Annotated in this window: 12 protein-coding genes; 6 read left to right on the top strand and 6 right to left on the bottom strand. The window is 63.1% G+C overall.

The genetic code is table 11. The features are described from left to right. Nucleotides 1-28 precede the first annotated feature (28 nt). Together I41_RS22425 and I41_RS22420 are read right to left on the bottom strand one after the other, a co-directional pair. Nucleotides 29-1,285, bottom strand: coding sequence for a purple acid phosphatase family protein (locus I41_RS22425; protein WP_145435155.1), 1,257 nt, complete (start codon nucleotides 1,283-1,285; stop codon nucleotides 29-31). Between the two features lie 76 nt (nucleotides 1,286-1,361). Continuing rightward, on the bottom strand, nucleotides 1,362-2,006 hold the full coding sequence (locus I41_RS22420; RefSeq protein ID WP_145435153.1) for a thioredoxin family protein: 645 nt from the start codon (nucleotides 2,004-2,006) through the stop codon (nucleotides 1,362-1,364). Between the two features lie 115 nt (nucleotides 2,007-2,121). Between I41_RS22420 and I41_RS22415 the strand changes: the two genes are divergently transcribed. After that, nucleotides 2,122-2,883 (top strand): 2'-5' RNA ligase family protein, encoded by a 762-nt coding sequence (locus tag I41_RS22415; protein WP_145435152.1) that lies wholly within the window; start codon nucleotides 2,122-2,124, stop codon nucleotides 2,881-2,883. A 36-nt stretch (nucleotides 2,884-2,919) separates the two neighbouring features. Here I41_RS22415 and I41_RS22410 read toward each other — a convergent pair whose 3' ends face one another. Then, a complete protein-coding gene (locus tag I41_RS22410; protein WP_145435150.1) occupies nucleotides 2,920-3,336 on the bottom strand; it encodes a response regulator in 417 nt (138 codons plus the stop codon). Between the two features lie 37 nt (nucleotides 3,337-3,373). Next, nucleotides 3,374-6,118 carry an ATP-binding protein gene (locus tag I41_RS22405; RefSeq protein ID WP_168207089.1) on the bottom strand — a complete coding sequence of 915 codons (2,745 nt, stop codon included), beginning with the start codon at nucleotides 6,116-6,118 and terminating at the stop codon, nucleotides 3,374-3,376. Nucleotides 6,119-6,364: 246 nt separating this feature from the next. On the opposite strand from I41_RS22405, the gene I41_RS22400 reads away from it, so the two are divergent. The 4 genes from I41_RS22400 (at nucleotide 6,365) to I41_RS22385 (ending at nucleotide 9,764) form a co-directional block, all read left to right on the top strand. Further along, complete coding sequence (locus tag I41_RS22400) at nucleotides 6,365-7,372, top strand: zinc-dependent alcohol dehydrogenase family protein (RefSeq protein WP_145435146.1); 1,008 nt, start codon at nucleotides 6,365-6,367, stop codon at nucleotides 7,370-7,372. Nucleotides 7,373-7,381: 9 nt separating this feature from the next. After that, nucleotides 7,382-7,675 carry a hypothetical protein gene (locus tag I41_RS22395; RefSeq protein ID WP_145435145.1) on the top strand — a complete coding sequence of 98 codons (294 nt, stop codon included), beginning with the start codon at nucleotides 7,382-7,384 and terminating at the stop codon, nucleotides 7,673-7,675. 198 nt (nucleotides 7,676-7,873) lie between these two features. Further along, nucleotides 7,874-9,004 (top strand): potassium channel family protein, encoded by a 1,131-nt coding sequence (locus tag I41_RS22390; protein WP_145435144.1) that lies wholly within the window; start codon nucleotides 7,874-7,876, stop codon nucleotides 9,002-9,004. A 211-nt stretch (nucleotides 9,005-9,215) separates the two neighbouring features. Beyond that, nucleotides 9,216-9,764, top strand: coding sequence for a hypothetical protein (locus tag I41_RS22385; protein ID WP_145435142.1), 549 nt, complete (start codon nucleotides 9,216-9,218; stop codon nucleotides 9,762-9,764). 67 nt (nucleotides 9,765-9,831) lie between these two features. Here the strand turns inward: I41_RS22385 and I41_RS22380 are convergent, their stop codons facing one another. Both I41_RS22380 and I41_RS22375 read right to left on the bottom strand, forming a co-directional pair. Further along, nucleotides 9,832-10,587 carry an SDR family NAD(P)-dependent oxidoreductase gene (locus tag I41_RS22380; protein WP_145435141.1) on the bottom strand — a complete coding sequence of 252 codons (756 nt, stop codon included), beginning with the start codon at nucleotides 10,585-10,587 and terminating at the stop codon, nucleotides 9,832-9,834. 195 nt (nucleotides 10,588-10,782) lie between these two features. Next, nucleotides 10,783-11,481 (bottom strand): hypothetical protein, encoded by a 699-nt coding sequence (locus tag I41_RS22375; protein ID WP_145435139.1) that lies wholly within the window; start codon nucleotides 11,479-11,481, stop codon nucleotides 10,783-10,785. A 329-nt stretch (nucleotides 11,482-11,810) separates the two neighbouring features. On the opposite strand from I41_RS22375, the gene I41_RS22370 reads away from it, so the two are divergent. Then, nucleotides 11,811-12,587 (top strand): 3-keto-disaccharide hydrolase, encoded by a 777-nt coding sequence (locus I41_RS22370; protein ID WP_145435137.1) that lies wholly within the window; start codon nucleotides 11,811-11,813, stop codon nucleotides 12,585-12,587. The last annotated feature ends 12 nt before the right edge of the window (nucleotides 12,588-12,599 follow it).

The following is a 12,599-nucleotide window of genomic DNA, read 5'->3' as shown; positions in this document are numbered from 1 at the left end:
CTCGGTAGGCGGTTGCGGGCGCCGCACCCTACGGCACAGGCTTGGTGCGGGGTTCTTTGATTTCAACCTCGTCGAAGACCTTGCCTGCGGCGTCGATCGCCTCGACCTTCGCTTCGCCGTCGGGATCGAGTTCGACGCGCCAGAGGTGGTTTCGCCCTTCGGCTTTGGCGAGCCACCAGGCGTCTTTCGGGACGGTGCGAGGTTCGACGCCCCAGGCGCCGTCGCCGAGGTAGAGGATGCCGTTGGCGTCGTCGCGCTGGCGATTGCGGATGCGGTGGGTGCGTTTGTAGTTGTGGTGGTCGTTCTCGAAGATGGCCGTGGCGCCGTAGCGTTCGAAGCTAGGGCACCAGTTTTTTTGGATGGCGAGGGCTTGCGGGGCGTCGAGCGGAGTTCCTCCGTCGGGTTCCTTCGTCGTCCCGTAGGCGGGATAGTGGTAGCAGGCGAAGAGGTACTGTTGGTCGGAGCGCTGGGACATCGCCTCGGCGAGCCACTGGGCCTGCGGGCCGGCGATGGGGTTGGTGTGTTGCGAGTCGAGAACAACGAGCGACAGATACTTGCCAAAGTCGAGGGCGTAGTAGGAGCGGTTCTGGGGAAGCGGGAAGATGCTGTAGAAATAGGGGGCGTCTTGCGGAGGCGTGCCGTTGTAGCCTCCTTTGACCTCGTGATTGCCAATGGCAATGACGAGCGGGATCACGCGCTTGTCCTTGGTGACGGCGTGATTGGTCCACGACTGGAGCCAGTCGATCCAGTGGGTGCCGTGGACGCCGTTTTCGTAGGCGATGTCGCCGCCGAGGAGGGCGAAGTCGGGCTCGAGCCGTTGCATCTCCTCGTTCATGTCGTCGAGCATGGCGCGATTGTGCATCATGTCGCCGCCGGCGACGAACGTGAGCGGCTTGGCGAGCTTGGCGGGCATCGTGTCGAACCGCCGGAACTGGGTGACGTCTTTCGCCGTCTCGCCGATGCCGAACTCGTAGCGGGCGCCAGGTTCGAGGCCGGTCAATTCGACGCGGCGGAGTTGCAGCGTTGACGGGCCCATCGTGGAGCGCTGGGCCGCGGCAGTTTGCCATTGGGTAGCGGCGGAGTAGTTCTTGCCGTCGTACTTGCGGTAGAGGAGCGCCGAACTGCTGTCGGCGTAGATATCGACCCAGGTGACGGTCATCGTCGTCGTGGGGTCTTGCTGCCAGGAGAGGAAGAGACCGATGAGGTCTTCAGCGCTGGCGACGCGCGGGGCGCAGAGCAGCAGGAGGGCGAACAACAGGGATGGGACGAAGCGGTAGGTAGGCATGACGCTGGTGGCTCGATGCTGAATGATGAGGGAGTGGCGAATGACGAAGGCAGCTCGCTCCGCTGGCGCGTCGTCGCTAACGTTGTTTTTGGCGTGGATACTTGATGCGGCAGCCGCGGGGGGCGGTTTCCTTGATCGCTGGCAGTTCGCCTTGCAGCGCGGCGGCGAGGGCCGGTTCGAGGTAATTGGTTCTGACCTGATCGGCGTAGGTGCTGTCGTCGAGAGCGCCCATGTACACGATGCGGCGCTCTCCCGGCTTGCCGGGGCTGAGGAGAAAGAACTCGGGAGTGTAGTTGGCGCCGTAGGCCGCGCCTATCTCTTGCGACTCGTCGAAGAGGTAGGCGAATGGAAATTTCTTCTGCTCAGCCCGTTCCTGCATCGCGGCGAGGTCGTCGTCGGGCTTGAGACTGACGTTGATCGCGACGACGGCGGCCTCCTGTTGGTGCTTCTCAGCAAACGCCATGATTCGATCCTCATAGCCAGTCGCGACGTCGCAGCTGTTGCAGGTGAAGACGACGACCGCCGGTTTTTCGGGGTCGAGATCGGCCATCGAGTGGTGCTTGCCGTCAACGCCGGGGAGGTCGGTCCAGGCCGGCGCGGCGTCGCCGACAGTGACTTGGGGGTTGAACTCGCCGGCGAGGGCTACCGAGCGCCATTGGCCCGTGGGGCAGGCGGCGGATGCGAGAAGGAAAGCGGCTAAGGCGATCAGGCGTGGGATCATCGGTTGGGCCTCCGGTCGCGGCGCGGGATAGGGGCACTATACTTGATTCGCAAGCCAGATTCGACTGGTGCCGCGGGCCGTCCATTCGTTGTCGTCGCGACAAAGGGAACATGAAATGTCGATGAAGCTTGCTGCAGTGGCCGGGTTACGGGCTGCGTTGCCGGCGATACTCGCCGTGGCGACGGCGGTGATCGTTCAGCGCGGATTGATCGCGGCCGAGCCAGGAGCGTCGCTGGGGGACGTCGTGGCAATCGACGTGCTGCTGCATCCGGACGAGACCATGCTTGCCGCCGCCGCCAAGGCTAATGCGGCCCTGCGCGGCGACTACCCGGCGGGGTTCGCTCTCGACGAATTGCACACGCCGCACATTTCGATGGTCCAGCGATTCGTGCGGAGCGATGACTTGCAGCGCGTCGAGCAGGCGCTGGGGCGGGTGTTCGCGAAGACGGATCCAACCACACTCGAGCTGGAGGCGATTGGATACTATTCGCTGCCGGTGGGCGACCTGGGACTCGCGGGCATCGTGGTGCGGCCAACGCCCGACCTGCGGAAACTACAGGAGGAGATTATCGCGGTCGTGGAACCGTTTGCCGTCGAGGGAACGGGGGCCGCCTTCGCGCCTTCGCCGGACGGGGCGGCGATCGCGCCGTCGATCGTGGCTTACGTCAACGGGTACGTCCCCAAGCGGAGCGGGAAGAACTTCAACCCGCATGTGACGGTAGGACTGGGGACGGAGCCGTTCGTTGCCCGGATGATTGCCGCGCCGTTCGCGAGATTTCAATTCAAGTTGACGGGGGCAAGCGTCTACCACCTGGGAAACTACGGCACGGCAGCGGTGAAATTGTGGTCGCCGCCAGAACGCGGGAACGTTGAGTGAGCACGCGGCGGCGGTTCCAGGGTCGCGCGCATGAGGCTATGGCGACCAACGATCGGCGTCGTCAATATAAAGTTCAGGAGGAGTCGAGGCGACGACGAACTTGACCATGTAGCCGAGGTCTTCCTGGTCGAAGGGCTTGGTGATGTAGAAGTCGCAGCCGGCGGAACGGGCCGCTTCCTCGTCCTCTTTCAAGGCGCGCGCCGTCACGGCCCAGATGGGAACGCGACGAGTGGCGGGGTTCGCGCGCAACTGACGCGTGGCCTCGAGTCCGCACATGCCGGGGAGTCCGATGTCCATCAGGACCAGGTCGGGGGGCGTGCGCATCGCCACTTCCAAGGCCTCTTCGGCCGACGTGACGCTAATGAGCCGGGCGGCGACGCCTTCGAACGCGAAGACGTCTTCAATGAGGAGCGTATTGTCGGTGTTGTCTTCTACCAGGAGGACGGTCTTCATGGCTGTCTCGCGGAACAAAGAGGAATCGGGGGGAGATTCAACCGGCGGGGCGAGTCGGAGCGCGTGAGAAAGCGCGCCGGGGGCGCGTCGCTGGGGGGTCGAGCGGAGGTGAATCGACGATGGCCGGGAACGTGCCGACGCTTGCGGTCGGCTCGGCGCGGGACGCTGCCGGCTGTGGAACGACAAGCGTGAATTGGCTGCCGACTCCGAGTTGGCTGGTCAGGGTGATCGTGCCGCGCATGGCGTTCGCCATGGCGGCGGAGATCGCCAATCCGAGGCCCGTCCCTTCGACGTTGCGGCCCGCGGAGTGGACCTGTTCAAAGTTCTCGAAGACACGGCGTTGGTCGGCCGGCGAGATGCCGATGCCGGTGTCGGCCACCGTAAAGCGCCAGTCGTTGGTTTGATAGGCGGCGCTTAAGGTAATCGTGCCGTGGTCGGTAAATTTGGCGGCGTTGCCGAGGAGATTGAGCAGAATCTGTTTTAGCCGGGCGCGATCAAGGACTGGCGCCGGGAGGCCGACGACGCTCTCGACAAGAAGCTGGACGTCGGGCTTTCTCTGCAGCAGCGGCTCGGTCATCGAAATGACCTCGTCGAATAGGTCGGTAAGATCGATTGCTTCGGGCTGAACCGTGTGCTCTGCGGCTTCGGCCTTGGCGATGTCGAGAACGTTGTTCACCAGTGCGAGCAGGTGCTGGCCGCTGGCTGCGATTCGTTCGATGCGGTCGCGCTGGTGGGCGTCGAGACCGTGGGTGCGGGTATGGCGCAGCAACCCGGTAGAGAAGCCGATGATCGCGTTGAGCGGGGTGCGAAGCTCGTGGCTCATCGTGCGGAGAAACGTCGACTTGGCCGCCGCCGCGGCTTCGGCGGCTTCCGCAAGCTCGGCGAGGGCTTTGTTCGAGGCGGCGATCGTCTCGACATGTCGCAGCAGCGTTTGTTGGGCTTCGCGCTCCTCGGTAATGTCGGCAATCGACCCCGCCATTCGGATCGGCTGGCCATTCTCATCACAAGCGCACTGACCGCGGACCCGCAGCCAGACCCATTCGTTGCGAAAGTTAAAAAACCGAACGACGACATCGTAAGTTGCGCCCCGCTGGAAATGGTCCTCGATGGCTTGCCGCACATGCGGAAGGTCATCGGGGTGCATCCGCGCGAACCAAGTCTGTTCGGACAGCGGCGCGTCATCGAACGGATACCCGAGCATTTCTCGATAGTGCGGGGAGGCATAGTAGCCGTCGGCTCCGGCGCGCCACTCCCAGATGCCGTCGCGCGATGCGTGGACCGCAAGATCGAAGCGCTGTTCGCTGAAGTGGAGGGCCTCGGCGCTGCGCATGGCTTCGGTGGTGCGCTGCATCGCTCGTTGGCGGAGCTGGATAACCAACCCGACCAACATGGCGCTCAGCATGCCGGTGGCGAACACCAGCGACGGAGCGTGCGTGTAGTGGCCCGCGACTGTCAGCGTGTCGGGCCAGGCGACGAACTGCCAGTTCAGCCCGCGGAAGTCGAGCTTCGTCGTCACGGCCAAGCATGGTTCGGTTGGGAGCAATTCCGTACTGGCGAACGCGTTCCGATTGGCTTCGTACACGGCGAATTCAAAGCCAACGTGGCGGCGATCCTGGGCGATTGCTTCGAGGAATGGTTCGAGCAGAAAAATCGCGGCGATACAGCCGTCTGTCTGACCGTCGCTGTCGTAGGTCGGCGCAAAGCCAATAAACCCGGGCTCGTTAATGTTCAGCTGCACGACCGGCGTGAAGGTGAAGCGGCCGGTTTGGCAAGCTTGCCGCACGGCGTCTTGACGCGGCCCCGGCGGCAGCGTTTTGCCGAGAAACCGTAAGGCATCATCAGGTCCGCAAACCCAGATCACGCGGTAGTCGGGCGACACGCCGTACATGGCGAGGATGCCGTCGAAGTCTTCCATCAGTCGCTGGGCGTCAGCGATTCTGGCCTCGTGGTCGTGCGTACTCCAGCGCAACGTCAGACGATCAACCGCCTTGGCGCGATCTTGCAATCGCTCCTGTACCTCAAGTCGGATGGATTCGGACGCGGCGGCGGTCTCGCGACGCAGGTGACGAGACTCGTTCTCGACGAGTTCTCGCCAAATCATGAAGCTCGCGGCGGCCATGCCCAGGGCGATGGAGGTGGAAAGCCAATAGGACGAGTTGGCGGACCGTAGGTACTCGCACGCCCGCGCGATGGTGACGGCGCCCAGCAGCAACAAAGCGATCGCCGTGAGGACCGCGATGCCGTTGGCGACAGGCCAACTGGAGTTGGCGCCGGCCCCCATGAAGCGTTGGTTCAGAGCGACCCAGGAGATGAGGCAGATGACGATTCCCAGCGGCAGGGCGATGGCGGCCCCCTGCTTGAAACGCTGCCGCAGCCAGATCGACAGACCGAAGGCGACGGCGCAGACATTGGAGCCAAGCGCCACGCTGCCGCGACCCACGCGCTCGATCAGGCGATCGCTGGGCTGGAAGAGCAGGTTCTCGACGTCGACGTCGAGTAATTGATAGGCGTGCAGCAACCCGAGGAGGGCCAACAGAGCGGCGCCGGCCGCCAATCCTTCGGCGCTTTTCCGATGCCCCAGAATGCTGCAAGCCAATGAAAAGCCGCACAGACCTAGGAGCACCGCGGTATTGAATCGGGGCGGCGCCGACGCGGCAATCTGCAAGAGACCGCCGAGTTCAGCAACCCACGAGATCGCTATCGTGGCGCCGAGGGCGGCGACCGCGGCCGCCACGGCCAGGCCGCACCATTCAACGGGCGAGTAGCGTCGAGTGGGCGTCATCGTGCGAACTTCGGCAAAGGTGCAGTCTGCGACGGCCAGGCGAATGCGTCTAGACATTGCCAGAGAACGACGCGAATTCACCAGAACCTGGGCACCAGTTTTCGTATATTTACAGACGATCGCAAAGAGACGTTTTTGGCGTCCGAACGCTCCGCGTCTGCACAAAAGCGCGTCGAATCGCGAGGCGCTCTGCTGCTATCTGGCGGTGTGGGATAAATGGGCAATTAGAGAAATGGGGGCCGCGACATGAGGGCATTCCAATACGAGTCGTTCGGGCTAGAGGGGCTGAAGCTGGTTACCGCGGCGGAGCCGCAGCCGGGCGCCCGCGAGGCGTGCGTGCGGTTTCGGGCGGCATCGCTGAATTTTCGCGACTTGCTGTTCGCCAGAGGGGTCTACAATCTGCGGGCGAAGTTCCCCGCGGTTCCGCTCTCCGACGGCGCGGGCGAAGTCGTCGCGGTCGGCGCTGAGGTCACGCGCTGGAAAGTAGGCGACCGGGTTTGTCCCATCTTCACGCAGGGCTGGCTGGAGGGATCGTACAACGCCGCCAAGGCGGGCACGACGCTCGGCGGGGGCGACAGGCCGGGAGTACTTCGCGACGTGGGATGCTTCGACGAACGGTCGCTGGTGAGGATTCCGGATTATCTCTCGTTTGAAGAGGCGGCGACGTTGCCGTGCGCGGGCGTGACCGCCTGGAATTCGCTGGCGGTATTCGGGAAGCTGCAGGCGGGAGAGACGGTGCTGACGCTGGGAACCGGCGGCGTTTCGATCTTTGCGCTGCAGTTGGCGAAGCTTCACGGTGCGCGCGTCATTGCCACCAGCAGCAGTGACGAAAAGCTCAAGCGCGTCCGAGCGCTGGGCGCCGACGCGACGATTAACTACAAGGCGACCCCCGATTGGGAAAAGGAAGTGCTGCGGCTGACCGACGGCGTCGGAGTCGACCACGTCGTCGAAGTCGGCGGCGCGGGGACGATCGGCAAATCGATTGCTGCGGCGCGAATTGCCGGCAAGATCGGCGTCATCGGGGTGTTGTCGCAAGGAGAAGGGATCAACCCGATGTTTCTGTTGATGAAGACGCTCGCGCTGCAGGGGATCTTTGTCGGCTCGCGAGAGATGTTCGAAGACTTGAATCGAGCGATCAGCGTGGCGAAGCTGCAGCCAGTGATCGATCGGACGTTCGCATTTGAAGAAGCCGTCGAGGCGCTGCGGTATATGGAGACGGGGTCGCACTTTGGGAAGATTGTGCTGCGGTATTGACGCGTTCCGATGAGTGAAAACTGGCGAACATTGAAGCCCGGTGACTGCATTCGATTGCTTTGCGTTCCGGAAAGCGATTTGCTGCAGCGAGATCGCGAACTTCAGGAGGGCGCCGAAATGGCTGGCTGGACGGCTGATACCCTGGAGCGAATTCTGAGCCTCGATCCTGTGGTAACAATCACTCGCGTGGACGACTTTGGCATGCCGTGGTTCGAATACGAACTGGTCGGCGACGATGGACGCACTGAGTACCATTCTCTAGGAATCACAGAAGATGAGTCATGGGAACGTCTGAACCTGTGAGGGATTGCTTATAACGGTCGTGTTGTTGACTGCGAATTCGTTTCAGCGACTTCGAAACAACTCCTTCAGAGTTGCCTGCGGTGCTTTGACGGTTTACCCAGGGTAGTTCGCTGCGCGAACAACCCCGGGCTGGATGATTGAATCCCTTCAGGATTCGGCAACTCAATGTTCACCTCGTAACGAAGCGCCAGTCCGCCCATGTTGTTCCTTCTGAGTACGCTGCTCGGCGTCGCGCTAATCGTGCTGGCGCTGTATGACGCCTTCGAGACGCTCGTCCTGCCGCGACGCGTGACGCGGCGACTGCGGTTGGCGCGGACTTATTTTCAGGTGGCATGGAGCGGTTGGCGGCGTCTGTGCGACTTGATCCCGCCAGGCAAAACCCGCGAGAGCACCCTGAGCATTTTCGGCCCGCTGTCGCTGTTCGGCTTATTCGTCTGTTGGGTGGCGATCATCGTCACGGGCTTCGCGCTGCTGCACTGGTGGGGCACGACGCTCACCCCTCCCTCGAACGACGACTTTCGGCAATGCCTCTATCACAGCGGGGAGACGTTTTTCACCTTGGGGTACGGCGACGTTACTCCCGTGACGTACATGGGCAAACTGCTGGCCGTGGCGGAGGCAGGCATCGGCTTTGGGTTCATGGCCGTGGTGATCGGCTATCTGCCGGTGCTGTACCAAGCGTTTTCCAATCGCGAGCGGAGCATCTCGTTGCTCGACGCGCGCGCCGGTTCGCCGCCGACGGCTGTGGAATTGTGGCGACGGTTTGGCCGACTGGCGGAGCGACACGAAAGCGATCGATTCCTCGCCGAATGGGAAGTCTGGTCGGCGGAACTATTGGAAAGTCATCTCTCATTCCCGGTGCTCTGTTACTACCGCTCGCAGCACGATAATCAATCGTGGCTGGCGGCACTGGCGCTGGTGCTCGACGCGTCGTCGTTGCTGCTGGTTCGCGGCGCGTCGGAGTCGCGCACCCGGGCCCAACTGACGTTCGCGATGGCGCGACATGCAGCCGTGGACATGTGCTTGGTCTTCAGGCTGCCGCCGCGCGAGCCGCAGTCCGACCGGCTGACCGACAGCGAGATCGCCCAGCTTTTTTCCACCGAGGAGCGTCGGCCTCGCGACGAACAGATCCGCCAACTGCGCGAGTTGCAGGCGATCTACGAACCATTTCTCCAGGCACTCGCGGACTATTTTCGTTTGTTCCTGCCGCGGTTCGTCGCTGAACGGCCGACGGCCGACAATTGGCAGACGAGTCCCTGGACGACTCGCGCGCCGCATTTGGGAGACCTGGCGGCCGACGGCCGCGAGTCGAATCAGCACTTTCAATGACTTTTGGGGCGAAGACAATTGAGGGCAATTGGCCTGATGCGATGCGTCGCGACGATTCGTTCCGATACGCACGCAAGGTTGACTTAAGTATTCGCGAACGAACGCCGATCAGGGGCAATGCGTGTGCGAGTTCGTGCATCTTCTTTGCTAGCACGCGCGTGCAGTGGCCCGTTCGCGCCGCGCTCGATTCGGCTTCATCGGAGTTCCGACCATGGCAGGTCAATCGCCGCGCGGGTCGTTGTTGGCGTCGGGGACGGTGATCGCGGCGCTGATTAGCGGCGTGACCGCGCTGGTGACGGCGCTGCTGCCGTGGTTGTTGCCGGAGAAGTCGCCGACGACCGTCGAGCCGGCGGCGATCGTGGCGACGCGCGAAGCGCCCTCCACCGCCGGGGCGCCGAACCTTGCCATCGGCACATGGACGATCGTTTCGAGCGTCGACGACGCGGGAAACGATTACGCCGGCAGCACGCTGCGATTTCTCACGCAACACGAGCTGGGCGATCGCGTTGAAGCGAGCGGCTTCTTCGAATGGCGTCTCGGGCAAGAGGCGATCGGACGCGAGCAAGTCGTCGCCACCTACGATCCGGCGACGCGACAACTTTTCATCGAAGGCAAGTACACCGACAACCCCGAGGTGCTGGCGCCCGGTTCCTTCTCGGCGGAACTGTCGGACGATGGGCGACAACTGCTCAATGGTCGCTGGGGGAACGTTCCGGGCGAGCGGGTCGGCATCTTAGGGACGTGGGAAGCTCGACGTTAAATTGGAGACAATCGCGGCGCTCCGCAGCAAGCGTGGCGCACAGGGCCGCGTTCTGGTTACTGCCGCATCAGGTGAAGCCGCCCGCGATGCGGATCGTTTCGCCGGTGACCCATCCGGATTCGCTGGATGCCAGAAACGCCACGACAGGCGCGATGTCCTGGGGCTGGCCGATGCGACCGAGAGGCGTTTGGGCCTCGGTGTTTTTGCGGAAGGCGCCATCCTCTGCCGTGATGTGAGCGGCCTGCGTTCCTTCGGTCTCGATCATGCCGGGGTTGATCGAGTTCACGCGGATGCCTCGCGGGCCAAGTTCTTTTGACAGCGAGCGGGTGATGGCGTCGACGGCCGCCTTGGTGGCGCTGTAGACGGCGGTTTGCGGCAACGCCGTCGTGGCGACGATCGAGCTCAGGTTAATGATGCTGCCGCCGCCGTCGCCGAAAAGTTTGACGGCTTCTTGCGTGGCGAGCAGCAGGCCGAGCACGTTGAGATTGAACTGTTTGTGAAAATGCTCGGGAGTGATTTCTTCGATCGACGCAAACTCGTAGATGCCGGCGTTGTTGACGAGAATGTCGAGTTTTCCGTAGGCCTGCTTGGCGGCGGCGAACAGCTTGGCGACGTCGGCCGGCTCCGCCAGATTGGCCCCGACCGCGACTGCCTTCCCGCCCTGGGCGGTGATCTCACCGACCACCTTCTCGGCGCCGCTCTTGCTGCTGGCATAGTTGACCACGACGGAGGCGCCTTGGGCGGCCAATTCTTTGGCGATCGCCGCGCCGATGCCCTTTGAGGCCCCGGTAACAACGGCGACTTTTCCGGCGAGCTTGGACATGGGGAGGTTTCCTTGTGCGGGTGGCATGACGGGCGCCCTGATTCTATCGCCGATTGGCGTCAGAACGCTATGCGCGGCGTCTTGAGCCAGGGGTGTCAAGCCCGTGCAAACAGCAATCGCCGCGCCTCGGATGAGAAAAGCCCTATGGAATTCGCCGGCGCCGAACCCTGCGATCGCTGCAGAGGCGCTGCTCGACTAATAGCCGTAGTGGGCCGCCGCGTGGAGTTTGGCCTGTTCGTCGATCTCCAACCCTTCAATGTGGGCCGGATCGAACGAATGGTCGCGCGTGAGATGTTCCCAGTAGGTCATCCCGACGACGTCGGCTTCAGGGACGTCGATGGTCTTTAACCAGATGCGCAGTTCATGGGCGTGGAGGCTGCGCAGCCATTTGCTCGGCGGCCGGCCGTGGCGGGCGCGGCGCTTTTCGCTGGGGTGATGGTCGTCGAAGTCGAGCGACGGGCTCGGCGCCGTAGCAGCGGTCGTTGCCGTTGCGGGCGACCCATTTGGTTTATGGGACTGCGCCGTTTTCGCCGCGTTGTTCGCCGCAGCGAGGGCATCCTCGGCTTTGAGCGTCGGTTTGCGGCGGCGGACTTCGGCGGGGACGCGCGCTTCGTCGAGATAACCCTGTTGCGCCGGAGCGACTTCGCCCGTCTCCATTCGAATGGGAGTGGTGATGCCGCTGAGCTTCCACTTGCCATCGACGAACGTTTCGCGTTCGTACCAGCGCCATACGCCGTTGTCGGCCAGTCGCCAATGCGTGGGTAGCGGGCTCGCGGGAGATTTGTCGTCGCGCAGCAGCGCCGCGGCGAGCTCATCGAGCCCGTAAACCTGCAGCCGTTCGGCGAGCGTGAACAAACCGAAGCTGAACCAGAAAGTAAAGTGGCGGCGGTTCATGGCGGGGAATTGTCGGTTTCGTCGAGCGTGGGATCTTGGCCGCGGCGTTTGCCCTGTGCTGCTTGGGCCGAGTCAAGTGTAGGTTCCGCTCGCGACCCTATGCGGCTGGCGTGACCTGCGTTTTCGGCATAACCGGCCCGTTGAAAAGCTGGGAGATTCGTGGGGGCAGCCGTTCGCCGTCGGTCGCCTAGCCGCCGCCTCGCGGGTGTCGGCGACCGCAGCGGCAGGATATAGTGACGGCTGGACGCAGATTGATCCTCCGCGAACGCGCTCCCACGCTCTTGGGATAACTCAAGTCCGCCCCCGTTCGGTCTGCAGGAGACGCTCCGATGACGTTGTTACGCTCGTCTGACCGCCGCGGCTACTTCGGCGTTGCGTCGATGCTGACGCTGTTGTTATTGGGCGCTGGGACCGGCGTCATGTCGCCAGTCGCCGAAGCCGCTGGCGCCGACGAGTGGATTTCGCTCTTGGAAGGAGCGTCGCTGGCAAACTGGCAGGAAGATCAAACCGGTTGGTCGTTGGCAAGCGGAGTGAAGCTTCATCCCGACGCGCCCGACCAGTTGATCAGCGAACCCGGAGACGGCGTGCTGATCAGCAATGGCGACGCGGTCAATCTTTATTCGCGCCAGAACTTCCAGGACGTCGAATTGAAGTGCGAGTTCTTCATTCCACGGGATTCCAACTCCGGGGTGAAGTTGAACGGCCTCTATGAAATCCAAATTCGCGACACTCACGACATGAAGGACCTCACCGGCGATATGTGCGGCGGCGTCTATCCGCGGGCGAAGCAGGAGCCAAGCTACGAGCACATCGACGACGGCGTCGCCCCGATGGAAAACGCGGCGAAGCCGGCGGGCGAGTGGCAGACGTTGCAATTGACGTTCTATTCGCCGCGATTCGATGCGGCGGGAAAGAAGATCGCCGACGCCCGATTTGAACACGTGATGCTCAACGGCAGGGAGATTCACAAGCAGGTCGACCTTCACTATCCCACCGGCGCGGCCTGGAATACCATGCCCGAAGTCCCGCGCGGGCCCTTGATGTTGCAGGGCGACCACGGACTGGTGGCGTTCCGCGGCATTCAGGTGCGGCCGCTGGCTAAATAGATGGGCGGTAGC

This window comes from Lacipirellula limnantheis, assembly GCF_007746075.1.
Lineage (GTDB): Bacteria > Planctomycetota > Planctomycetia > Pirellulales > Lacipirellulaceae > Lacipirellula > Lacipirellula limnantheis.
This window is presented reverse-complemented; position numbering and strand designations above follow the sequence as displayed.